The sequence below is a fragment of the Mesobacillus sp. S13 genome (assembly GCF_020422885.1).
GTDB classification, from domain to species: Bacteria; Bacillota; Bacilli; order Bacillales; family Cytobacillaceae; genus Mesobacillus; species Mesobacillus selenatarsenatis_A.
This window is the reverse complement of record NZ_CP084622.1, coordinates 4,043,273-4,067,859: the sequence shown is the minus strand read 5'-3', so window position 1 is coordinate 4,067,859 and position 24,587 is coordinate 4,043,273. Positions and strand designations below refer to the sequence as shown.

Genomic DNA, 24,587 nt, shown 5'->3' with positions numbered 1-24,587 from the left:
GTAGACAGAAAAGGTCATATAGAAAATTCTATAAGCCCGAAACAAGGCCCAAACTAGAAAAGGTCATATAGGAAAATTCTATAAGCCCAAAACAAGGCCTAAACTAGAAAAGGTCATATAGGAAAATTCTATAAACCCAAAAAACAAGGCCCCAAGTAAGAAAAAGATCATATAGAAATTCTAGCCCATGACAAAGCTCTTGGTCACATAGGAAAAGTATTAAGCAAGCAGTTTCCATCCAGCAGGCTAGTCTAATTTTTTGCAATCTCCTCTAAAAACAGTGACAATAGAAATATGAACATAACAGCACAAATTCATTGATCGTGTTTATAATATGGTAAGGTAATTATCTCTGGTGCATAGGTGGTTATGACGATGGACGAAAATTACAAGGTGATCATAGTGGAGGGCTCGTCAGACAAAAAGAAAGTTCAATCTGTGCTGAATGAACCGGTTGAAATTATTTGTACAAATGGGACGATTGGTGTATCGAAGCTTGATGAACTGATTGACTCCCTTTTTGATAAAGATGTTTATATTTTGGTGGATGCGGATGCATCAGGTGAAAAGCTCCGTAAGCAATTCAAGAGAGAGTTTCCAGAGGCGAACCATTTATACATTGACAGGATGTACAGGGAAGTGGCGACGGCGCCAGAAAATCATCTTGCTACAGTTTTAATCGGGGCAAATATTGATGTTCATGCAGAGTACTTAGAAAAAGGATGACTGTAGATGGAAGAATGGAATAAGGAAGAGATCGAAACCTTTCTGGGGGAAAAACGAACGGGTTACCTATACTTTTACACGCCCATGTGCGGCACATGTCAGGTGGCAAGCAAGATGCTGACGGTTATAGAACAGCTATTACCGGATGTGCCTTCAGGGAAAGCTGACTTAAATTATCTGCCTGAAATGGCGGAGCGTTTTGAAATTGAAAGTGTTCCATGTTTGATTGTATTAAGAAAAGGAGAAGAGCAGGAGAAAATCTATGCTTTTCAGTCCGTTCCTTATCTTCATGAAAAACTGAAAGAACTACAGGTTTAATTAAGCGGCTTAGCCGTTTTTTTTTTGCTGATTTGGGAGGATTTTATAAGATGGATGAGTTTAAACATATTTACATATCGTTCCAAAAGGATTATATTTAGTGTATCGAAATAATTGTGAGGCGAAATATAGTGGCTCTATATCAGGAATGGGCTTCCCATATAAAAAGCTATAATCGAAACGTGAAACTTACCTTTTTAGCCAATATCCTGACTCAGGTGGGTCTTGGGATCTTCATGGTGATTTACAACTTTTACATACGTGAGCTCGGATTCAATGAACTGGTTAACGGAAAAGTGATTTCGATGACTTCGTTAGCGACGGCACTGATTCTTATACCTGCAGGAATCTTAAGCGATAAAGCAGGCAGAAAAAAGCTGATGCTTTTTGGAGCTATATCGACAGGCTTCATCTTATTTACCCGCAGTATGGTCGAAACGCAGTCATTGTTGATTTTGTTTGCATTTGGAACAGGTCTGGCGTCCGCTTTTATTCAGGTTTCCATTATTCCGTGGCTTGCGGAAAATTCCAAGCCTGAACAAAGAGTGCACCTTTTCAGTATCCACTTTGCAGCAATGACGGCAGCGAACGTGGTTGGCAGCCTTTTAGGCGGCATTCTTACGGACTTATTTTCATTGGTCGTCCCTGGTTTGGAAAGCATCCGATACACTTTGATTATTGGCTCTGCTCTGTTTATGTCAGCATTGATTCCGATTATGAGGTTAAGTGAAAGTCGGAAATCACACATATCGGCTAGCGATATAAAAGGAAAAACTAAAGGCATTCCCCACAAAGCAAGCTTCAAAATCATTCTCCTATTTGCTGTTGCGCAATTGATGATAGGCTTTGGTGCTGGATTGGTCATACCGTATTTGAATCTTTATTTTGCAGATCGTTTCATGGCTTCTAATTCACTGATAGGTTTGGTCATTTCACTGGGACAGGGAGCTACTGCTGTAGCAATGATTATCGGCCCTATGGTCGTTCGCAGACTTGGCGAAGTGAAAGCAGTAGTGGTTTTGCAGATGTTATCTCTGCCGTTTCTATTGCTGACAGCCTATACGCAAAATTTTTGGTTGGCAGCTTTAGGGTTTTTGTTTCGTCAGGCACTTATGAACGCTGGCAACCCGATACAGATGTCATTAATGATGTCGAAGGTTGATGACTCAATGAAGGGTTTGGCCAACTCTGTGAATCAAATGGTGTTTAATCTCGGTTGGGCCGTCATGGGACCTGTGTCAACTGGGATTGTCCTCAAATACGGATCTTATTGGGGATATGCTACCGTATTTACGATCACTGCGATGCTGTATTTAGTTGGTTCCACGTATTTCTTTGTCGTTTTTAAAAGTATGGATAAGCCAAAATCCGGCATAGTGAGCCCCAAAACAGCCTGATGACCATTTTTCTTGGATTTATTTCTCGGGAAATGAAAGACAATGCCGAATTATCAAAGGGCATTGTCTTTTTTTACGTTATACACGTTGCAAAATCTATTTTAATCGAATTATTTGTCGAAGGATTCTAACAGGTTTTTCCCCTTATTCAAGGAATAGTTATGGTAGGGGAGTTGATCGGAATGCGAGAATGCATTGATAGGTTTGTAACTGTACTTGCCAATAAGGAACATGTTTTTCAACTAGTAAAGAAACTGGACCTGGTGTTGAAAATAGAAGCTGATCATGGCATTCACTATTTACTCTTCAGGGATGGCAAGGTCAGTTACTGCCAATTTTCTAGTCCTAATGGAAACATCGTAACAATCTCAGGAAATGATGCTTATTTGGAGCAATTACTTGATGGAGACCTGAAACTGATGCATGGAGTCAAAATGAATTACTTTAAAACGGATTGTCCATTTCGAGTCCAATTGGTTTTGGAATCATTATTTTACCTTACAAAACCGATTCCATTATAAAACTTTATCTGAAAAGTCTAAATATATTGACCATTATCTATTCACATGATATTATCACTTTAACGCAATAAAAACTTAATTGAATATTCTTATCCAGAGAGGTGGAGGGACTGGCCCTATGAAGCCCGGCAACCGGTTGTGAAAACACGGTGCTAATTCCAGCAGAGTTATTGGCTCTGCAAAGATAAGGAGAGATGATAAATCACCCTCTTCTTAGGAAGAGGGTTTTTTGTATCAGTTTTTCCAAATAATCATGGTGATTGGAGAGATGGAGATGGCAAATGAGCAAAAAAATTATCGGATTGAAACGCTGGGGGTACATGGTGGCCAGTCACCAGACCCGGTGACTGGGGCGAGAGCAGTTCCGATTTATTCGAGCAATGCATTCCAGTTTGAAAACACGGATCATGCCGCAGATTTATTCGCGCTTAAAGAACCGGGCTATATCTATTCACGGATACATAATCCGACCGTAACAGCCCTCGAAGAAAAAGTAGCTTTGCTTGAAGGTGGTGTTGGTGCGCTTGCATTATCAAGCGGAATGTCAGCCATAATGATGGCCATCCTGAACATAGCGCATGCTGGTGATGAAATTGTTGCTGCTGGTAATCTATATGGCGGAACTTACAATCTATTTGCTGTCACCCTGCCAAAGTACGGTATAAAAGTCCATCTGGTGGATTCCACTGATCCTGAAAATTTCCGTAGCGCTATTACTCCAAAAACAAAAGCGGTTTATGCCGAAACAATCGGGAATCCAAGTCTCAGGATCCTCGATATTGAAGCTGTGGCTGAAATTGCTCATGAAGCAGGAGTACCACTGATTATCGATAACACTTTTGCGACTCCTTATCTTTGCCGGCCAATAGAACATGGCGCCGATATCGTCATCCACTCGGCTACCAAATGGCTGTTAGGAAACGGAACAGTTATGGGCGGAATTATTGTGGACGGAGGGAAGTTTGATTGGAAATCAGCTAAGTTCCCAGGTTTCAATGAGCCCGATTCCAGCTATCATAATATTGTCTATAGCGAGGCAATCGGTGCAGCGGCTTATATCGTAAAGGCAAGGGTCCAGCTTTTGCGTGACCTTGGACCGGCAATCAGTCCACAGAGTGCGTTTCAATTCAATTTGGGCATAGAAACCTTGCATGTACGTATGAAGGAGCATATCGCCAATACACGGAAAATCGTAGACTATCTTGAGTCGCATCCCGCTGTTACATGGGTCAGCTATCCTGGCCATGAGTCCCATGCTGATAAAAGTCTTGCAGACCGCTACCTTCCAAAGGGAGCAGGGGCAGTCGTCATCTTTGGGATTGAAGGAGGCAGGGAAGCAGGAGCCAAACTAATTAACTCATTAGAATTATGGTCCCATGTCGCGAATGTCGGCGATGCAAAAAGCCTGATCATCCATCCTGCAAGCACGACACATCAGCAGCTGGATTCTGATGGCCTTAAAGCAGCCGGTGTTCCTGAGGATCTGATCCGTCTTTCGGTCGGGATTGAAAATGTGGACGATATCATTGAAGACCTTGAACAGGCAATCGAAAAAGCGACCGGAGTACCAGGTGTACCGGCAGGAACCTGACATCCATAAGCTTCCAGTTGATATTTAAGAATAATTTTTATTGACACTCTTTTTCACTCCGTGCTACAATCACACTCGTAACTTAAAACCGATTAGATAATTTAATAGCGTGCTCTTATCAAGAGAGGTGGAGGGAAGTGCCCTATGAAACCCGGCAACCGTCATTAAGCTTTGCTTACTGAAATGGTGCCAATTCACACAAAGCAAATTGCTTTGGCAGATGAGAGAAAGGAATCCACTATTACTATGCCTTTCTGCTCACTTGCAGGAAGGCTTTTATTTTGTCTTTTTTTGAAAAAGTTTTTCGAAAAGAGTTTTTCCGAGAGCATGATCATCTCCGATTAAGAGGCTATTTCCCATTTTAGCTAAAGTTTGAATTTTTTCGGTTAGGGAATGGGAAACTAGATTGATAACCTTCTTAAACATAGGAGATTTAACGGTTTTAATAAGTGTAGAATACTCGGTTGCAAAGAGGGGGAGTCAATTGATCACGATAAAGAATGCCAGAAAAATTTACCCTTCCAATAAAGGGGAGGTTAAAGCGGTAGATGATGTCAACCTTGAAGTCAAGGAAGGCGAAATATACGGAGTCATTGGTTACAGCGGCGCCGGTAAAAGTACTTTAATTCGGATGCTGAACGGGCTGGAGATTCCAACATCTGGTTCAGTGGTAGTAGCTGGAAGGGAAGTTTCCCGGATTAAAGGAGCGGAACTTCGCAAGGCCCGTCAGGAAATCAGCATGATTTTCCAGCATTTCAATCTGCTCTGGTCGAGAACGGTAGCGGAGAATATCGCTTTTCCGCTAGAAATTGCCGGAGTGGCTAAAGCAGAAAGAGAGAAGCGGGTCAAAGAATTGATCACACTTGTGGGCCTTGAGGGCCGGGGAGATGCCTATCCTTCCCAGTTGAGCGGAGGCCAGAAGCAGAGGGTCGGAATTGCAAGGGCGCTTGCCAATAATCCAAAGGTTTTGCTTGGAGATGAGGCAACTTCAGCACTTGATCCGCAGACGACTGACCAGATTCTTGATCTCCTTGTTGATATTAATAAAAGACTGGGTCTTACAATCGTCCTGATTACTCACGAAATGCATGTGATTAGGAAAATCTGCCATCGTGTCGCTGTAATGGAAGGCGGAAAAATAGTTGAAACAGGACCGGTATTGGAAGTGTTCAAGAATCCGCAGCAGCCTATTACAAAAAGATTTGTCCAGCAGGTAACAGAACCGGAGGAAACAAAGGAAACAGTTGACCACTTATTGGAGCGTTATCCACATGGCCGCGTTGTTCAGCTGACTTTTGTAGGTGAAGGGACCGAGCAGCCGCTGATCACCAACTTGATTCGTGAGTTTCCGATAACGGTCAATATTGTCCAGGGTAAAATTTCTCAGACACAGAATGGGTCATATGGAACTTTGTTCATCCATCTAGATGGTGACGAAAGCGAAGTAGCCCGGGCAATTGAGTATATTAGCCAGCATGAAGTCGGCGTGGAGGTGATTTCCAATGGCTGAAACATTGTTTCCGAATGTTAATTGGGACCGAATGTGGGAAGCGACACTTGAGACACTATATATGAGTGCCATTTCTGTTCTTGCTACTTTCATCCTTGGAGCCATCCTTGGCCTGCTGCTATTTTTGACATCGAAGGGCAATATATGGGAAAACAAACCGGTCAATTTAGTATTGAGTGGGGTTGTCAATATTTTCAGGTCTATCCCATTCATCATCTTGATCGTTCTGCTAATTCCTTTTACGAAATTCATCGTAGGTTCGATGATTGGCGAAAATGCAGCCTTGCCTGCACTGATCATTGGTTCGGCTCCATTTTACGCGAGAATGGTAGAAATCGGCTTGCGTGAGATTGATAAAGGGGTCATTGAAGCGGCAAAATCCATGGGGGCTAAGACGACGACGATTATCTGGAAGGTGCTATTGCCGGAATCGATGCCAGCCTTGGTGTCCGGTATCACGGTGACGGCAATCGCGTTAGTCAGCTACACAGCGATGGCCGGAGTCATCGGGGCTGGCGGTCTTGGGAACCTTGCCTACATGGAAGGCTTCCAAAGAAGCAGGAATGATGTCACCTTGATGGCGACCATTATTATTTTGATTATCGTGTTTGTAATTCAGTTTGTTGGTGATTTCTTCACTAGAAAATTAGATAAGAGATAAAGGAGAGATATGAATTGAAAAAATGGTTATTAGCACTTTTAACATTGATTTTAACAGCGGGGCTTGCAGCTTGCGGAACATCTGAGGATAACACATCAGGAGAAGGCGGCAAGGAAGAAAGTAAGAAAATCGTCGTGGGTGCCTCAAACGTACCTCACGCAGAAATTTTAGAAGAAGCAAAAGCATTGCTTGAAGAAAAAGGGTTTGAAATGGAAATCAAGACTTTCAATGACTATGTTGTTCCAAACCAGGCACTTGATTCTGGAGAACTAGATGCGAACTACTTCCAGCATATCCCTTACCTTGAATCACAAATGGCTGAACACGGCTATAAGTTTGAAAATGCAGGCGGCATCCACATCGAGCCAATCGGTGTGTATTCCAAGGAACATACTACACTGGACGATCTGCCAAAGGGAGCGCACATTATTATGAGCAGCTCTGTCGCAGACCATGGCCGTATTTTGACAATGCTTGAAAAAGAGGGATTGATCACGCTTAAAGAAGGCGTTGAAAAAGTAAAGGCTACAATTGATGATATTGCAGAAAATCCTAAAGAATTGAAGTTCGATACAGAATATGAAGCGGCATTGCTTCCACAGATCTTTAACAATGGCGAAGGCGACGCAGTATTGATCAACTCTAACTATGCAATTGACGCTGGACTTAACCCTCTGAAAGATTCAATCGCAATTGAGGAGAGCGATTCTCCATATGTGAACGTAATTGCGGTTCGTGAAGGAGACGCTGACAAGCCGGCAATCAAGGCGCTAGTTGAAGTGCTTCATTCAAAAGAAATCCAGGATTTCATCCTTGAAAAGTATGAAGGTGCAGTCGTACCGGTAAAAGAATAACCCTTTAATGAAAGCAGGCGAGCAGCCTGCTTTTTCTTTTTGTCGCATAACTGGCAAGGAAAATTAACATACTAACCGAGAAAAAAGCAGATTGGAGTGGAAACAATGGAGCATCATTATGAACCGCGGAATTCAACAGAAGCAGCTCTTCATGAATATAAGCAAGGATTGGGTGTTTTCACAAAAAAAATGCCGGAGCTTGCAAGCCACTATAATGCCTTTACGGAAGTATGTTTCCAGGAAGGAACTTTGTCGCAAAAGGAAAAACAATTGATTGCCCTCGGAATTTCATTGTATTCCCAGGATGAATATTGCATCATATACCATTTAAAAGGATGCCTGGATCAGGGAGCCACTGAGGAACAAATTTTAGAAGCGGTTGGGGTTACAGCTGCATTCGGCGGCGGCGCGGCAATGAGCCAGGCCGTGACACTCGTCCAGGAAGCAATGGTCGAATTGAACACATTGAAGCAGTAAAACCTGTTCCAAACAGCAAAACCGGCTGTTGGATAACAGGGAAAGGCTTTATTTGGGAGGATATTGCCAGTATTCTAAGAATGGCAGAGGTGAAGCCGCGTTAAGCCTCCTTATTCCATCACATCCAAAAATTAACGGTTTTAAACGCTTTGATAGTGGTAAATAAAAGGTGTTAAGATTGCACTATCAAAAAAACGCTTTTTACAAAGCGAAAAACCGAAGGGATGATTCACTATTAGTCAGCTAAAACTGAACTACACAAGTGAAATGGAGAAGGCGATGCATGGAGCTCATGGAATTAGTTACGAGGTATACAGCATGAACCATGACGCAAGAATGGAAGTCGAAAGAAAACGTGAAAGAGATTACATCAAAAGCCAACGGATGGTTGCGGACCTGGATCGAAAAGTCCACTCGTAACCGAGGATATATAATAATAGAAGAAACGATTTGGAACCAGTGTGATTTTTGCACTGGTTTCTTTATTATTTGGATAACGTGAAGATGGACTTGAAAGCTTCTTGTGCCTTTACGGTCGTTTTCCTGTTCACGCTACCCGTTATTGTGACAGGTTCGAGGTGTTGGAGCGGAAAGCTGTCAAGAAAAGCCCGTTATTGTGACAGGTTCGAGGTGTTGGAGCGGAAAGCTGTCAAGAAAAGCCCGTTATTGTGACAGGTTCGAGGTGTTGGGACGAAAAGCTGTCAAGAAAATCCTGTTATTATGACAGGTTCGAGGTGTTGGGACGAAAAGCTGTCAAGAAAAGCCTGTTATTGTGACAGGTTTGAGGTGTTGGGACGAAAAGGTGTCAAGAAAACGTCGTTATTTTGACAGGTTCGAGGTGTTGGGACGAATAGCTGTCAAGAAAAGCCTGTTATTATGACAGGTTCGAGGTGTTGGAGCGGAAAGCTGTCAGAAGCCTGAGCAAGTTCGGACAAGTTTGGTCTCAAAAGAGAAAAAGCTGTCAGAAGTCCGAGCACCTTCGGACAGAATAGGCTCTAATACAACAAAAGCTGTCCGAACAAGTAGTGCTGAGTACATTTTTTTATAATAGAAGGTAAAAAATAAAATGATGTACAAGCTGTGAGCGGTATATCCGACTTTAAAGGGCTTGGTCTGTTAAAATGGAATTGTGTTATGTCGTCGTATGTCGCGATTCAGTAAGCTGAATCGCGGGGTGAGGGAAGTGGAAAGAAAATAAGGAGATCCACTGAAGATCTAGATGTCCATCAAAGTTCCTGCTGATTTTCGGCTCACTTACGTGAAGCTTACGCTTCACTGGCTTTTCAGCCTCAGCTGAAAAGCTGCCGAGTGGAAATGAAACGCTGAGAGCAAATGAATTTGCTCGGTCGTTTCCTTCCCACTCGGCATGAGCCAAAAATCATTTGGGGTTTGACAATTATCTACAGGGTTCTTTGTTTTTCTTTCCACTTTTAAGGTGTTGCTAACACTTTTCATTTGTTATAAGATTGTAATGAGAATAAAATGAGAATAGAGCTTTTGACGGCTAAAGTCGGCATAAAATCTTTTCTATATTGACGGAGGTAATATTATGGCAGGATCTGTATTATCAATTAAGGACCTTCAAGTTGAGATTGAAGGCAAGCAGATATTAAAAGGTGTGAACATTGAGGTTAAGGGTGGGGAAATCCATGCGATCATGGGACCGAATGGTACTGGTAAATCCACTTTGTCTTCTTCTATCATGGGACACCCTAAGTATGAAGTAACGAATGGAACAGTTACGCTTGATGGCGAAGATGTTCTTGAAATGGAAGTTGATGAAAGAGCACGCGCTGGTCTTTTCCTTGCGATGCAATATCCAAGTGAAATCAGCGGCGTAACGAATGCTGACTTCTTGCGTTCTGCTTTGAACAGCCGTCTTGGCGAAGGAAATGAAATTTCTCTTATGAAGTTCATCCGCAAGATGGATAAGCAAATGGAATTCCTTGAAATGGATCTTGATATGGCACAGCGTTATCTTAACGAAGGTTTCTCCGGCGGTGAGAAGAAGCGTAACGAGATTCTTCAATTGATGATGCTTGAACCTAAAATCGCAATCCTTGACGAAATCGACTCAGGTCTTGATATCGACGCACTGAAGGTTGTTTCTAAAGGAATCAACGAAATGCGCGGCGAAGATTTCGGCTGCTTGATCATCACTCACTACCAGCGCCTTCTTGACTACATCACTCCTGACTATGTTCACGTTATGATGCAGGGCCGCATTGTGAAGTCTGGCGGACCAGAACTTGCACAGCGCTTAGAAGCAGAAGGATACGACTGGATTAAGAAAGAACTGGGCATCGAAGACGAAACAGTTGGGCAAGAAGCTTAAGCGTTGGGGGGATTTATAATGACTACGGAAACGAAATGGGCTTTTGACCAGGAGTACATTACTTCCTTCTCAAAAGAAATGAACGAACCGGAATGGCTTACAGAGCTTCGCACGCAATCTCTTGCAAAAGCAGAAGATCTTTCTATGCCAAGACCGGATAAGACGAAGATCGATAAATGGAATTTCACACAATTCGAGAAGCTGCTCGTTAAAAGCGATGTTTTTTCATCCATCGATGAGCTTCCTGAAGAAGTAAAAGCACTTGTAGGCGAAGAAGCTAAGGATAGCAGCCTGTATGTTCAACGCAACAACAAACCTGCTTACCTTCAGCTTTCTAAGGAAATGCAGGAGCAGGGTATTGTTTTCACTGATATCTTTACAGCTGCTCGCGAATACAGCGACCTGTTGAAGAAATATTTCATGACGGCTGTTAAAACTGATGAGCACCGTTTGACTGCGCTTCATGCTGCATTCATGAACGGCGGAGCATTCCTTTATGTTCCGAAAAATGTTCAAATCGAAAATCCAATCCAGGCAATCTTCCTGCATGATGATGCAGAAGCAAGCCTATTCAACCACGTGCTTGTCGTTGCAGAAGACAATAGCTCTGTAACATACGTTGAGAACTACATCTCAACAACTGGTAAAGTGAACGGATTGGTAAACATCGTTACTGAAGCAATTGCTGGCCAAAATGCGAAAATCCAGTATGGCGCTGTTGATACACTTGCTGAAGGTCTGACTACGTATGTAAACCGTCGCGGCCATGCAGGCAGAGATGCTCGAATTGAGTGGGCTCTAGGCATGATGAACGATGGCAACACTATTTCTGAGAACACAACAAATCTTGTTGGTGACGGTTCTTACGGTGACACTAAGACAGTTGTTGTCGGACGCGGAGAACAGACTCAGAATTTCACAACCAGCATCATCCACTTCGGCAAAAATTCAGAAGGCTATATCCTGAAGCACGGTGTTGTCAAGGATAGCGCGACTTCTATTTTTAACGGTATTGGCAAAATCGAGCACGGTGCATCCAAGTCGAATGCAGAACAGGAATCACGCGTTCTTATGCTAAGCGAAAAAGCACGTGGAGACGCTAACCCAATTCTTCTGATTGATGAAGATGATGTAACAGCTGGCCACGCTGCTTCTGTTGGACGCGTTGATCCATTGCAGCTTTACTACTTGATGAGCCGCGGTATTCCGAAGCATGAGGCAGAGCGCCTTGTCATCCACGGATTCCTTGCGCCAGTTGTAAATGAGCTACCAATCGAAGGAGTTAAAAAGCAATTGGTTGAGGTAATCGAAAGGAAAGTTAAATAATGAACGCCCGCGAAATTCGTGAATTATTTCCGATTTTAAATCAGGAAGTCAATGGCAGCCCGCTAGTCTACCTTGACAGTGCGGCAACATCACAGAAGCCGGTGCAGGTGATTGAAGCGCTGGACAAATATTATCGCGAATACAATTCCAACGTACACCGCGGTGTCCATACTCTTGGAACCAGAGCTACCGATGGGTACGAAGGATCAAGGGAAAAGGTTCGTAAGTTCATTAACGCAAAATCTATTGAAGAAATCATCTTCACTCGTGGTACCACTACTGCAATCAACACGGTAGCTGCAAGCTATGGCCGTGATAATCTTAAAGAGGGCGATGAAATCGTCATCTCCTATATGGAGCATCACAGCAATATCATCCCGTGGCAGCAGGTGGCAAAACAGACGGGTGCAACATTGAAATATATTGACTTGCAGGAAGATGGTACGATTTCGCTTGATACTGTCAGAGAAATCGTGACAGAGAACACGAAAATCGTCTCCATCATGCAGGTTTCAAACGTCCTTGGGGTCATGAACCCAATCAAGGAGATTGCCGAGATTGCCCACCAAAATGGTGCGATCATGGTGGTCGATGGAGCCCAAAGCGCACCGCATATGAAAATCGATGTCCAGGATCTTAATTGCGATTTCTTCGCTTTTTCCGGACATAAGATGTGCGGGCCGACGGGTATCGGCGTATTATATGGCAAGAAGGCACTTCTTGAAAAAATGGAGCCGGTTGAGTTTGGCGGCGAAATGATTGATTTCGTAGGTCTTTACGAATCAACATGGAAAGAGCTGCCGTGGAAATTCGAAGGCGGAACACCGATCATCGCTGGTGCGATTGGTTTGGGTGCTGCAATCGACTTCCTGAACGAAATCGGACTCGACAATATTGAGAAGCATGAACACGCTCTAGCGGCCTATGCGATGGAAAAAATGTCTGAAATCGATGGCATGACCATCTATGGACCGAAGGAAGCCGGTAAGCGTGCTGGTCTTGTAACATTCAATATTGATGACGTACATCCACATGATGTGGCAACTGTATTAGATGCTGAAGGAATCGCCGTTCGCGCTGGACACCATTGTGCACAGCCGCTGATGAAGTGGCTGAAGGCGTCCGCGACAGCACGTGCAAGCTTCTACCTGTACAACACAGAAGAAGATATTGACAAGCTTGTAGCCGGACTTGTCAAAACAAAGGAGTATTTCAGCGATGTCTTTTAATAATTTAGATAACCTTTATCGTCAAGTTATTATGGATCACTATAAGAACCCTCGCAATAAAGGTGTGTTGGAAGAAGGCAGCCTGACAGTCAATATGAACAACCCGACATGCGGCGACCGCATCCAGCTTACGATGAAAGTCGAAGACGGCAAGGTAGCGGACGCGAAATTTGAAGGGGAAGGCTGCTCGATTTCGATGTCGTCTGCTTCCATGATGACGCAGGCGGTCAAAGGAAGAAACATTGAGGAAGCTTTAAAGCTTTCAACGGTTTTTTCTGACATCATGCAGGGAAAAGATTATGAAGAGGATGATCTTGACCTCGGGGATATCGAAGCACTGCAAGGTGTCGCGAAATTCCCGGCCAGGATCAAATGTGCTACTCTTGCGTGGAAGGCAATGGAGAAAGGCCTGAAGGAAGAGGAAGACAGCCAATAAGAAATCATCGCTTGGTGATTTATTTGGCTGTATAAGAAAGGTTGACTTATTAACTTGGATTAGTGTCTAGCTTCAGCGCCTAGCCCCTCGAGTCGCTTCGGTCCGCCCAATGAAGTCAAAAAACGACTTCACTGGTCGGTCCTCCAGCGCTTGTCGGGGCTGACCAAGGCGCTTACGCTTTTGCAGTTGCAGGGGATTGGCCTGCAGCAACAACTACAAAGCAGGAAACATTGTTTCGTTGCTTTAAGAATGGAGGAATTCGACGATGGCTAAAAAAATGCCAGAGATCGGTGATTATAAATACGGATTTTCCGATAAAGACGTTTCCATCTTCCGGTCTAAGCGCGGTCTGACGCGTGAAATCGTTGAAGAAATTTCAAAAATGAAGGAAGAGCCCCAGTGGATGCTGGACTTCCGCTTAAAGTCTTTGGAGCACTTCTACAACATGCCAATGCCTCAATGGGGCGGCGACATGGCTTCATTAAACTTTGATGAAATCACTTACTATGTAAAACCTTCTGAGCGCTCTGAAAAATCATGGGATGAAGTTCCAGATGAAATTAAGCAGACGTTTGATAAGCTTGGAATCCCTGAAGCTGAGCAAAAATACCTTGCGGGTGTTTCTGCACAGTACGAATCAGAGGTTGTATACCACAACATGAAGGAAGAGCTTGAAGAGCTAGGAATTGTCTTCAAGGACACAGATTCAGCTCTTAAAGAGAATGAAGATATTTTCCGTGAGCATTTCGGAAAAGTTATCCCTCCAACAGACAACAAGTTTTCAGCGTTAAACTCTGCGGTCTGGTCTGGCGGATCTTTCATCTATGTTCCAAAGGGCATCAAAGTGGATACTCCACTTCAGGCGTACTTCCGCATCAACTCTGAAAACATGGGTCAGTTCGAGCGTACACTGATCATCGTTGACGAAGGTGCGCACGTACACTATGTTGAAGGATGTACTGCTCCTGTTTACACAACGAACTCGCTTCACAGTGCGGTCGTTGAAATCATCATCAAGAAAGACGCATATTGCCGTTACACAACAATCCAGAACTGGGCAAACAACGTCTTCAACCTTGTTACAAAGCGTGCAGTCTGCGAAGCGAACGCGACAATGGAATGGATCGATGGCAACATCGGTTCCAAGCTGACAATGAAATACCCAGCAGTCATCCTTAAGGGTGAAGGCGCACGCGGTATGACATTATCCATCGCAATCGCTGGTAAAGGCCAGCATCAGGACGCAGGTGCGAAAATGATTCACCTTGCGCCAAACACATCATCAACCATCGTATCTAAGTCGATCTCAAAGCAAGGCGGAAAAGTAACATACCGCGGTATCGTCCACTTCGGACGCAAAGCCGACGGCGCCCGTTCTAACATCGAGTGCGATACGCTGATCATGGATAACAAGTCTACTTCAGACACGATTCCATACAATGAAATCCTGAACGACAACATTTCTCTTGAGCACGAAGCGAAGGTTTCCAAAGTATCAGAAGAGCAATTGTTCTACCTGATGAGCCGCGGAGTCTCCGAAGAAGAAGCAACAGAAATGATCGTCATGGGCTTCATCGAGCCATTCACGAAAGAATTGCCAATGGAATACGCAGTCGAAATGAACCGCCTGATCAAGTTCGAAATGGAAGGTTCTATCGGTTAATAAAGATAAATACGGAATCCACCTGCCTCGGCAGGTGGATTTTTTTTAATTATTATGGAATTCGTAGAGATTCGTGCACATTTCGTAGAGATTAACAATGAAATCGTAGAGAATCAATGTCTATTCGTAGAGATTAAATAAAATTCGTAGAGAATATCAATCAAACCATAGAGAATATCATAAAGTAACCCAGACTCCGCGGTGATTATCAGCAATAAACCTGTATTCATCGGCCAAAACGTGCGAAGCACCTGACTTCATCAATGTTTTTCCTTCTCTACAAGCGGGAAATAAGGTTAGAACATGTCTTAGTTCTTATTCAGCGCTTAATTATGCTATCATGAAGATAAAATGGAGGTGCACAGATGATTATTGTTGGCTTAACGGGCTGGGGGGACCATGACAGTTTATATGAGGGCAAGGTTTCTCCGCGTGATAAACTGAAGGAGTACTCCAGCCACTTTCCGGCAGTCGAGGTCGATGCCTCTTTTTACGCTGTGCAGCCTGTGAAGAATGCCGCGAAATGGGTAGAGGATACACCTGATAAATTTCAATTCATAGTGAAGGCTTACCAGGGAATGACCGGGCATCAGCGCGGTGAGATTCCTTTTACCGATAAAAATGAAATGTTCAATGCGTACAAAGAATCACTGAAACCTTATCTTGAGGCGAATAAACACGCAATGACGCTGTTCCAGTTTCCGCCGTGGTTCGACCTGCGCAAAGAGAATGTAGACTATTTGCGTTGGTGCCGTGACCAGATGGGGGATATCGACTGTGCGCTCGAGTTCCGAAATCAGTCCTGGTTTGCAGGTGAAATGCGCGAGAAAACTCTCGATTTTATGAAAAGTGAAAAATGGATCCACAGCATCTGCGATGAGCCGCAGGCAGGGGAAGGCTCGATTCCGACCGTTCTTGAATCTACATCGAAGCATAAAGTGCTTGTTCGCTTTCATGGCCGGAATGTCCATGGCTGGAACAAGAAGGGAAAAGGACAAGATTGGCGTGAAGTCCGCTATTTGTATCGCTATAACCAGACAGAATTAAAAGAGTGGGCAGAAAACCTGCAAAAGCTCAACGAGAGCACGTCCCAGGTTTTCGTCTTGTTCAACAACAATTCCGGCGGGGATGCTGCTGATAATGCGAAACAAATGCTGGAGTTAATGGATATCGAATATGAAGGGTTAAACCCGAGGCAGCTTGATTTGTTTTAAATATTTTTTACCCTCCTGGCAACAATCAGGGGGGCAATTCACTTTAACAAGAGGATGGATGGTTAGATGGAAGAAGTTATTCATATTTACCATACGAATGATTTGCACAGTCATTTGGAGCACTGGCCAAGCATCCATAAGCTTGTGACCGAGCGCCGGCGTTGGCACGAGGAAATGGGTGACGAGGTTCTTGTTTTCGATATTGGCGATCATATGGACCGCTGGCACCCGCTATCTGATGCGTCAAGGGGAAAAGCGAACTGCCGACTTTTGAATGAAGCTGGCTACGATGCAGCGACTATAGGCAATAACGAAGGCATCACTCTTCCATTTGAAAACCTGGATTCAATGTATCTTGAAAAAAAGTTTGAAATGCTTGTAGCGAATCTTTATTACCAGGATGGAAATAAACCGGAGTGGGCGAAGCCATATCATGTATACATAAGCAACACCGGGACGAGAATTGGGGTCATTGGCGTCACAGTGAACTTTGGCCGGTTTTATGAACAGCTGGGCTGGAAGCTGAATGACCCAATTGAAGAGTTGAAAAATTGCATCGCTCAATTAAAGGGTCAAACCGACCTCATTATCCTTCTCTCACATCTTGGAATCCATGATGATGAACTGATTGCCGGAATGTTCCCTGAGATTGACGTCATTCTTGGCGGCCATACCCATCATATTTTACATGAGGGCAAAGAAGTTGGATCCAGCTTGCTGGCGGGAGCCGGGAAGTTTGGCTACTATACTGGCCATGTGACCTTGAAGCTTGATGGGAAGACGAAGGAAATTATACATAGGAAAGCCGTTCTCTATGATATGAATGAGGCGGATCAGGCTCAAGATGAACGGGAAATGGCCGAAGGATATTTCTTTGAAGGCAAAGAGCTGATGGCAGAAACAGTGGCTGTTTTGCCAGACGATTTAAAGGCAGATCCTCTTCAGCATTCGAAGCTTTCAAAGATGCTCACTCAGGCATTGCGGGAATGGTGCGATGCCGATTGTGCGTTCATGAATGCCGGGATGATTCTCAAGGGACTGAAGCAGGGAAATGTAACGAAATTCGATTTGCTCGAAATCTGCCCGCATCCGATCAATCCTTGTACAATCAGGATGTCAGGAGCAGAGCTAAAAGAAGTGCTCCTGCAGACCAGGGATGAGAAATGGCCACATCTTCAGATTAAGGGCCTGGGCTTCCGCGGTACCGTCATGGGGGTCATGGAATACGATGGAATTGAGTTTCAGCAAAAGGGGAATTATCCGCAGATTCTCATCAATGGCAAGCTGATTGAAGCAAAAGAGCACTATACGCTGGCCATCCCTGATATGTTCACCTTTGGCCGCTTTTTCCCGGAAATTCAGCGGGCTGAGGAAAAACGATACTGGCTGCCCGAGTTTCTTCGCAATTTGCTTGAGTGGAAGCTTGCGTCTCTTTAGAATCGTACAATAAAATGATTGTTGTTTGTATAGAAAATAGACGGAACAATTCCGCTTAAATTTGAAATGACCCTTATTTCTTTAAAAATAAGGGTCGTTTTTCCGCTTATCTCATCCAAATCGTAGTTTTTTGTCTTATTTTTTGCAGTTAACCGGAATATCTCCGTTTATTTACGCTTCAAACCAGTACTCTATTAATTTTAGACGGAATTTATTCGCTTATGAATGCTTCATGAGCGTCCTCTATATACAATAGCCGGAAATTATCCGCTTATGAATTCTCATACCTCTCTCAACAATAGCAGCAACAAAAATAACCAGCCATCGCACATCAATATATGAGCAAAATATCACGCTTTCTCCTTCTCTGTCATAGAGTGTTATTGGGATTGAAGGAGGGAGTTGTGATCATGATCGATATGTCACCTATTGAGATAGAAGGCAGGACATTTTTATGCATTTCTGTAAAACTGCCGAAAACAAACCTGTTAGTCGTTACAGGAGACAAGGGTTATATTATGTGCGGCGCTCTCGATGTCGCTCTTCTCAATGAAAAACTAAAAGGCAGGAAGGTGATTGCCGGCAGGGCGGTTGGCGTAAAAACAATCGAAGAATTGCTTGAAGCCCCGCTGGAATCCGTAACATATGAAGCGGAGAACCTTGGCGCCATAAAAGGCATGATTGGCAAAGAAGCATTGCTGCTCATGAATTAACTAAAGACAGCCTGAATGGCTGTCTTTTTATATAGATAAGATGTATAAATTCTATTTCGAGAATTGTCCAGCTCCAGCGCTTGTCGGGGCTGACCAAGGTGCTTGCGCTTTTCTTAATAATTGTGAATAAATGATGGCAATGGTTAAGAAGAAATGTTGGCATCCGATATAATAACTGAACTGCTTTTTTCCCAACTCAAAAAATGAAAAGGTGTCACCACAGCTATAATTATTGTGATAGAATATAAAGAAAATATTGTCGTTTTATGTAAAATTTTCTTATTTTGTGGCTTGATTCAGCCACCTCAACTAACAGATAAAGTGGGAATTAACATGAGACTCGTAGCCACCACTTCGGTAGAGGAAGGGGCTTTACTCGGAAAAGCCATTCATAATGACAAGGGCCAAGTTCTTTTGAACGTGGGCGCTCGGCTTGAGGGAAAGATCCTTAGACGTCTAGAAGAGTTTGGTATTGACTATATCTATATCAAAGACCCTGACACAGATGATATCATCGTGAAAAATTCCATATCAGATGAATTACGCGTCAATGCAATTATGACAATCGGAGGTACGTTCAAGCAAATTCAACTGGATACAAAGGTTTCGCAGACCTTTGTACTTGAAAAATCAGCAAGGACCTTCAAGAAGCTGATCAGTGATTTGCTTGATGAGCTGCAAAGGAGCAAAGAACTGCTGAACTTGCTGTCCGATGTATTCTTGCATGACCATTATATTTTTTCCCATTCCCTGAATGTCACATTGTATGCTTTGGCAATCGGGATTGAAATGAAGCTGACCCCCAAGGAGCTTGAGCAGCTTGGGCTGGGTGCGATTTTACATGATGTTGGCAAAATGAACGTGCCTGAGGAAATCTTATCGAAGCCAGGCAAGCTGACTGCGGAAGAATTCCAGATCATCAAGGCCCATGCCGAGGACGGATTCCAGATGCTGAGGAATATTCCGACTGTCCCGCTGATTGTCGCTCACTGTGCTTTTCAGCATCATGAACGGTTGAATGGCGGAGGATATCCGCGCGGATTGAAGGAGGACGAAATTCACCTGTTCGGAAAAATACTTGGTGTAGCGGATGTGTTTGATGCCGTCACGTCTAACAGAGTATACCGGCCGGCCATGCTGCCGCATGAAGGCCTGGAAATCCTTTATTCCGGGGCAGGCAGTCTGTTTGATCCAAAAGTGGTCGATGCCTTCCGCAGGGCTGTGGCGATCTATCCGGTCGGTCTGACTGTCATCCTGAGTGATGGGCGGAAGGGAGTAGTGGCCGAGCAGAATCCTGGCTTGAGTGAGCGGCCTGTTGTCCGTATACTCGAGGAAAACGGGCAAAGAGTGGAGCCATATCACCTCGACCTGAAGTCCAGCTTATCACTAATGATTGTCAGTTGCGATACAATCATTAAATACGAGTACGCCAATAGTTATTAATTTTATCTAGTCCATGTAGCAGTACAAAGTTAATTATATTTTTAGGCTAGTTCCCCCCTTTAAAGCATACATATAGCTTTAGAGGGGGGATTTGTTTTGGCAAAATTCGGCCGGCGGCTGCCTCGGAAAGGGCCCTTGCCTTTCAGGTATGTATTCCTGCTGACATTCGTCTTTTTTTCCTTTTCAACAGCAGCAGGACTCTGGATCATAGATAAAGGGCTAGAGCCCACATTGATGAAATATGCAGAATCCCAGACAAGAAAGATTGCCACCCTGGTGATCAATAAGGCCATCAATAAAAAAATCGCCAGCGGGATGGATATTGATAAGGTGATAGAATTCGTCCCTGTCGATGGCGGAACGACCACTGTAGTAAAATTCAATACAGAAATCATCAACAGGGTAAAGGCAGAAACAACTAATATTGTGCAAATGAACCTGAAGGAAGCAGAAAGAGGGAATCTCACCTCACTTGAGATGCTATCAGATGTCGAGCTTGTCACCGATGAAGAAGACAGGGAAGCAGGCATCATCTATTATGTTCCATTGGGCCAGGCAACCAATAATGCACTACTAGGTAATATGGGCCCGAGAGTTCCAGTAAAATTCAATGCAATCGGTGATGTGACAGCCGATGTTGTCTGGGAAACAGAAGAACATGGAATAAACAATACACTGATCAATGTATCGGTTAGAGTAAAAGTGAATGTTCAGATTATCATTCCTTTTGCGACCGAAATCGCTACGGTCCAAGAAAACATTCCGATTGGCAGTTTCTACTACCCAGGAAAAGTTCCGCAGTTTTACAATGGTGGAGGAGATACATCACCAGCCATCCAGCTTCCTGGAGAATAAAAACAGTTGTCAAGTTACCGATATTGTTATATTATAAAACCAATTGAATAATAAACCACATCATTCCGATGGGGTAGAGGCGCAGGATTCAAGAGTAAGCTGTGTGAGGATGACAACGTTGACCACAGCTAAAAGGGAATCTTGCCGAAGCAATAACAAAGTGAGTCACATTTTTTATTGCTGGGGATACTTTGAACAAGAGTATCACTGTCATTATGGAGGTAAATCCATAATGGGGAGCTACAGATCGTGATGGAGACACTAGTTGCTTATTAAGGGCAGCGATAGAATGTTCTCTATCGTTGCCCTTTTTTGTATTTTTTTAAAAGAAAGCAACTAAACTCTTTTCATGTAAAAGTTTCCCCCTGTCAAAAACAAGGAGGAGAAAGAAAGAATGGAAAACACAATTTTTTCATTGTTGCCGCCATTAGTGGCAATCCTGATGGTAGTCATCACCAGACGAGTACTGTTATCATTGGGGACAGGCATCATCGCAGCGGCTTTTTTGCTAGCTGAATTCAATATCGGAGAAACATTTGCTATTATGTGGGACGCAGCCATGGGTATTGTCGTCGCAGATGGAGAACTGAACACATATAGCTTGTACATTATCCTTTTCTTATTATTATTGGGTACGATCACTGCGTTCATTTCCATTTCTGGCGGAAGCCGCGCATTTGGAGAATGGGCGATGAAGCGTGTAAAAACAAGAGTCGGAGCACAGCTTGTTGGTGCATTTTTAGGAGTTATTATTTTCATTGATGATTATTTCAATGCTCTGGCAGTCGGCCAAGTTACACGTCCGATTACGGACCGCCAAAAGGTTTCCCGTGCTAAACTTGCTTATATTATCGATTCAACCTCAGCTCCTATGTGTGTCATTTCCCCGATTTCCAGCTGGGGTGCATACATTATCGCTTTGATCGGTACAATCCTTGCTGCACATGGTGTTAATGAATATAGTGCGTTCTCAGGATTCATGCAAATTGTACCAATGAACTTCTACGCACTTGCAGCATTAGCGATGGTCTTTATTGTAGCTCTACGAAATGTCGAAATTGGACCTATGAAAAAGCATGAAGAACGTGCAATCACAGAAGGGATTGTCGTTCCTCAGGACAAGCCTGTACCGGGGGAACTGAAGGATGACCTGCCTACAAGCACAAAAGGAACAGTTGGAGACCTTGTATGGCCGATTGTTGCTCTTGTCGCTGGAACGGTTGGCATGATGCTTTGGACTGGCGCAAGCGCTGTTGAAGGAGACGTAACCATTTTCGGGATTTTTGAAAACACAGATGTTACTAAGTCTCTTGTAACTGGCGGATTGCTTGGCCTTGCTGTAGCGTTGATTTTCTTTGTTAGACAGGCAGTTGTCTTAAAAGGCGTCAATGCCAATGTTTTTGGAAAAGGACTTGTTGAAGGCATTAAATCAATGCTTCCTGCTATCTATATCCTGGTCTTCGCATGGGTGATTGTTGATCTGATTGGAAGACTTGAAACGGGTAAGTACCTTGCTGGTATTGTTGAAAGCTCTAATATCAATATCGCATTCCTGCCGTTCCTGCTATTCCTTGTAGCTGGAATCATGGCTTTCTCAACAGGTACTTCATGGGGATCATTCGGCATCCTGCTGCCAATTGCAGGGGATATCGCTGCTGCAGCTGATATCACGATCATGCTGCCAGCATTGGCCGCTGTATTGGCGGGCGCGGTATTTGGTGACCACTGCTCACCAATATCCGATACGACGATCCTTTCATCAACCGGCGCTGGCTCACATCACTTAGATCATGTCATGACCCAGCTGCCTTACGCTTTGATTTCCGCTGCGATAGCATCTGTCGGATTCCTGGTCATTGGCTTCACTGGAAGCACGGTGGCTGCACTTGCGGTGGTGGCAATCCTGCTTGTTGCTTTTGCTTTCATCTTCGGAAGTAAAACAACCCAGGAAGAAATGTTAAAAGAAAATCTTGCAGAATAATGTTTAAGGCTGTCTGATTCTCAGACAGTCTTTTTCATATTTTCAAGAAAGTGGGAATAGAATCTTGATTAATAGGGTAGTTGGTATAGTTGGGAAAAATTTTTTAGGAATATTTTTATTATGACGAAAATAATATTTTGACAAGCAATTAAAAACTAGCTATACTATTCCTAGACTAAATAATCTGAAAATATAAAACTTTCTAATTCATCAATATTTTCCAGGTGATTAGAAGGCGAGGGGGATTAAAAATGGAAAATCGTCCACAGTGGGGAACAAGGGCGGGATTTATTCTTGCCGCGGTAGGATCGGCAGTCGGGTTGGGAAATATTTGGCGTTTCCCGGGAGTAGCTTATGAGAATGGCGGGGGAGCATTCTTCTTCCCATACTTATTCGCACTCTTGACAGCAGGTATTCCGATTTTGATTTTGGAATTCACAATTGGTCATAAGTACCGTGGTTCTGCACCATTAAGCTACTTCAGAATGCGTAAAGGTGCTGAGTGGATTGGCTGGTGGCAGCTCGCCGTATCTTTTGTCATCTCGACTTATTATGCAGTCATCATCGCATGGGCAATGTCTTACGCTTATTTCTCATTAAGCAAGCAATGGGGAGACGATCCGCTGACTTTCCTAGTCGGTGATTATCTAAAAGTAGTTGACGCTGGTCAGGTTGGAAGTATCGTACCTGGTGTATTCCTTCCATTGGTCATTGTTTGGGTCATCACTCTTGGTATCCTGTTCAAGGGAGTCAAGAAAGGGATCGAAGTTGCGAACAAGATTTTTATTCCTGCACTTGTTATTTTATTCTTTGTAATCGTCGTTCGCGCATTAACCCTGGATGGAGCCATTGATGGTGTTAACGCATTCTTCAAGCCAGACTGGAGCCAGATCTTTAATGGTAAAGTATGGGTTGCAGCTTATGGACAAATTTTCTTCTCTTTATCCATTGCATTTGCCATCATGATCACGTATTCAAGCTATCTTCCAAAGAAATCTGATATCACAAACAACGCATTCATTACAGCATTCGCAAACTCATCATTTGAGTTGCTGGCTGGTATCGGGGTATTTGCAGCATTGGGCTTCATGGCCATGCAGCAGGGCCAGCCAATTGACCAAGTGGTAAGCAAAGGAGTAATCCTGGCATTCGCGGTATTCCCGCAAATCATCAATGAGTTGCCGGCATTCAGTGCCGCGTTTGGAGTATTGTTCTTCGTGAGCTTGACGCTGGCTGGACTTTCTTCATTGATCTCAATTGTTGAGACTTATGTTGCCGGCGTACAGGACAAATTCAATGTTTCCCGTACAAAGGCTGTTGCAATCGGCGGCGGTTTGTCTGCCTTGATCTCCATCCTGTTCGCTACACAGGGCGGCTTGAATTTCCTTGATACAGCAGATGCGTTCATCAATAACTATGGTGTCGCTCTGGCAGGTCTGGTAGAAGTAGTCTTCATCGTATGGGTAGCCAAGGAACTGACCAACTTGCAAAACCATGCTGATGCCATCTCGGATATCCGACTTGGAAGCTGGTGGGTGATTTCTTTGAAATATATCACTCCAGTAGTACTGGGAATCATGATGGTCATGAATATCATGACAGATATCAAAACGAGCTATGGTGGATATCCGGTTATGTTCAATGTTTATTACGGATGGTTTGTCGCAATCGGTGCGATCTTAATCGGATTTATTTTCGCAAAGGCAAAGAAGTGGGATGCAGCTCTATATGAAGTTCCACAAGACAAGGGGGTTGCTAAATGATGGATGCTAGCGCAGTAGCAATGATGGTCACTGGTATGGTCATTATTTGGGGAGGACTTGCAGCAAGTGTATTGTATGCTGTAAAGAAAGCCCGTTCATAAAATGGAAAGGCCAACCGAAATGGTTGGCCTTTTTGA

The 24,587-nt window shown here is 43.7% G+C and carries 23 protein-coding genes and 3 riboswitches; all 23 genes read left to right on the top strand.

The features are described 5' to 3' along the window. Window positions 1–369 precede the first annotated feature (369 nt). The 23 genes from LGO15_RS20880 to LGO15_RS20770 all read left to right on the top strand — a co-directional run bounded on the left by LGO15_RS20880 (window position 370) and on the right by LGO15_RS20770 (window position 24,551). Entirely contained in the window at window positions 370–726 is a 357-nt protein-coding gene (locus LGO15_RS20880; protein WP_167833579.1) for a toprim domain-containing protein, read from the top strand. Between the two features lie 6 nt (window positions 727–732). Beyond that, window positions 733–1,044: a thioredoxin family protein gene (locus tag LGO15_RS20875; protein WP_226085784.1), complete on the top strand. Its 312-nt coding sequence runs from the start codon at window positions 733–735 to the stop codon at window positions 1,042–1,044. A gap of 131 nt (window positions 1,045–1,175) precedes the next feature. Then, the gene (locus LGO15_RS20870; protein WP_226085783.1) at window positions 1,176–2,441 is read left to right on the top strand and encodes an MFS transporter; all 1,266 of its coding nucleotides are present in this window, start codon (window positions 1,176–1,178) and stop codon (window positions 2,439–2,441) included. Between the two features lie 182 nt (window positions 2,442–2,623). Further along, on the top strand, window positions 2,624–2,962 hold the full coding sequence (locus tag LGO15_RS20865) for a hypothetical protein (RefSeq protein WP_226085782.1): 339 nt from the start codon (window positions 2,624–2,626) through the stop codon (window positions 2,960–2,962). A gap of 86 nt (window positions 2,963–3,048) precedes the next feature. Further along, window positions 3,049–3,153, top strand: a riboswitch (SAM riboswitch). Between the two features lie 83 nt (window positions 3,154–3,236). Beyond that, complete coding sequence (locus tag LGO15_RS20860; protein WP_226085781.1) at window positions 3,237–4,553, top strand: O-acetylhomoserine aminocarboxypropyltransferase/cysteine synthase family protein; 1,317 nt, start codon at window positions 3,237–3,239, stop codon at window positions 4,551–4,553. Window positions 4,554–4,665: 112 nt separating this feature from the next. Then, a riboswitch (SAM riboswitch) is annotated at window positions 4,666–4,780 on the top strand. A gap of 257 nt (window positions 4,781–5,037) precedes the next feature. Next, on the top strand, window positions 5,038–6,063 hold the full coding sequence (locus tag LGO15_RS20855) for a methionine ABC transporter ATP-binding protein (protein WP_226085780.1): 1,026 nt from the start codon (window positions 5,038–5,040) through the stop codon (window positions 6,061–6,063). Beyond that, the gene (locus LGO15_RS20850; protein ID WP_167833585.1) at window positions 6,056–6,724 is read left to right on the top strand and encodes a methionine ABC transporter permease; all 669 of its coding nucleotides are present in this window, start codon (window positions 6,056–6,058) and stop codon (window positions 6,722–6,724) included. Before LGO15_RS20855 ends, LGO15_RS20850 begins: the two co-directional genes overlap by 8 nt. 14 nt (window positions 6,725–6,738) lie before the next feature. Next, window positions 6,739–7,578: a MetQ/NlpA family ABC transporter substrate-binding protein gene (locus tag LGO15_RS20845; RefSeq protein ID WP_226085779.1), complete on the top strand. Its 840-nt coding sequence runs from the start codon at window positions 6,739–6,741 to the stop codon at window positions 7,576–7,578. A 105-nt stretch (window positions 7,579–7,683) separates the two neighbouring features. Continuing rightward, the gene (locus LGO15_RS20840) at window positions 7,684–8,055 is read left to right on the top strand and encodes a carboxymuconolactone decarboxylase family protein (protein ID WP_226085778.1); all 372 of its coding nucleotides are present in this window, start codon (window positions 7,684–7,686) and stop codon (window positions 8,053–8,055) included. A 279-nt stretch (window positions 8,056–8,334) separates the two neighbouring features. Further along, a complete protein-coding gene (locus LGO15_RS20835; RefSeq protein WP_167833588.1) occupies window positions 8,335–8,475 on the top strand; it encodes a YuzK family famiily protein in 141 nt (46 codons plus the stop codon). 1,129 nt (window positions 8,476–9,604) lie between these two features. Next, window positions 9,605–10,390 (top strand): Fe-S cluster assembly ATPase SufC, encoded by a 786-nt coding sequence (gene sufC, locus LGO15_RS20830; RefSeq protein ID WP_167833589.1) that lies wholly within the window; start codon window positions 9,605–9,607, stop codon window positions 10,388–10,390. A gap of 18 nt (window positions 10,391–10,408) precedes the next feature. Continuing rightward, window positions 10,409–11,716: a Fe-S cluster assembly protein SufD gene (gene sufD / locus LGO15_RS20825; protein WP_226085777.1), complete on the top strand. Its 1,308-nt coding sequence runs from the start codon at window positions 10,409–10,411 to the stop codon at window positions 11,714–11,716. Beyond that, window positions 11,716–12,945 (top strand): cysteine desulfurase, encoded by a 1,230-nt coding sequence (locus LGO15_RS20820; RefSeq protein ID WP_226085776.1) that lies wholly within the window; start codon window positions 11,716–11,718, stop codon window positions 12,943–12,945. Before sufD ends, LGO15_RS20820 begins: the two co-directional genes overlap by 1 nt. Next, window positions 12,935–13,381, top strand: coding sequence for a Fe-S cluster assembly sulfur transfer protein SufU (gene sufU, locus LGO15_RS20815; RefSeq protein ID WP_213370732.1), 447 nt, complete (start codon window positions 12,935–12,937; stop codon window positions 13,379–13,381). Before LGO15_RS20820 ends, sufU begins: the two co-directional genes overlap by 11 nt. A gap of 265 nt (window positions 13,382–13,646) precedes the next feature. Next, window positions 13,647–15,044: a Fe-S cluster assembly protein SufB gene (gene sufB, locus LGO15_RS20810; RefSeq protein WP_167833593.1), complete on the top strand. Its 1,398-nt coding sequence runs from the start codon at window positions 13,647–13,649 to the stop codon at window positions 15,042–15,044. A gap of 365 nt (window positions 15,045–15,409) precedes the next feature. Beyond that, window positions 15,410–16,258, top strand: a complete 849-nt coding sequence (locus LGO15_RS20805) for a DUF72 domain-containing protein (RefSeq protein WP_226085775.1) — start codon at window positions 15,410–15,412, stop codon at window positions 16,256–16,258. A gap of 66 nt (window positions 16,259–16,324) precedes the next feature. Further along, window positions 16,325–17,695 carry a bifunctional metallophosphatase/5'-nucleotidase gene (locus LGO15_RS20800; protein WP_226085774.1) on the top strand — a complete coding sequence of 457 codons (1,371 nt, stop codon included), beginning with the start codon at window positions 16,325–16,327 and terminating at the stop codon, window positions 17,693–17,695. Window positions 17,696–18,105: 410 nt separating this feature from the next. Further along, a complete protein-coding gene (locus LGO15_RS20795) occupies window positions 18,106–18,408 on the top strand; it encodes a YunC family protein (RefSeq protein WP_102265174.1) in 303 nt (100 codons plus the stop codon). Window positions 18,409–18,741: 333 nt separating this feature from the next. Then, on the top strand, window positions 18,742–19,851 hold the full coding sequence (locus tag LGO15_RS20790; protein ID WP_226085773.1) for an HD-GYP domain-containing protein: 1,110 nt from the start codon (window positions 18,742–18,744) through the stop codon (window positions 19,849–19,851). Between the two features lie 96 nt (window positions 19,852–19,947). Then, window positions 19,948–20,706, top strand: coding sequence for a sporulation protein YunB (gene yunB, locus LGO15_RS20785; protein WP_167833597.1), 759 nt, complete (start codon window positions 19,948–19,950; stop codon window positions 20,704–20,706). A gap of 66 nt (window positions 20,707–20,772) precedes the next feature. Next, window positions 20,773–20,957: riboswitch (Lysine riboswitch) on the top strand. 143 nt (window positions 20,958–21,100) lie between these two features. Continuing rightward, on the top strand, window positions 21,101–22,687 hold the full coding sequence (locus LGO15_RS20780; protein ID WP_226085772.1) for a Na+/H+ antiporter NhaC family protein: 1,587 nt from the start codon (window positions 21,101–21,103) through the stop codon (window positions 22,685–22,687). A 251-nt stretch (window positions 22,688–22,938) separates the two neighbouring features. After that, window positions 22,939–24,450: a sodium-dependent transporter gene (locus LGO15_RS20775; RefSeq protein WP_226085771.1), complete on the top strand. Its 1,512-nt coding sequence runs from the start codon at window positions 22,939–22,941 to the stop codon at window positions 24,448–24,450. Next, window positions 24,447–24,551 carry a methionine/alanine import family NSS transporter small subunit gene (locus LGO15_RS20770; RefSeq protein WP_226085770.1) on the top strand — a complete coding sequence of 35 codons (105 nt, stop codon included), beginning with the start codon at window positions 24,447–24,449 and terminating at the stop codon, window positions 24,549–24,551. Before LGO15_RS20775 ends, LGO15_RS20770 begins: the two co-directional genes overlap by 4 nt. The last annotated feature ends 36 nt before the right edge of the window (window positions 24,552–24,587 follow it).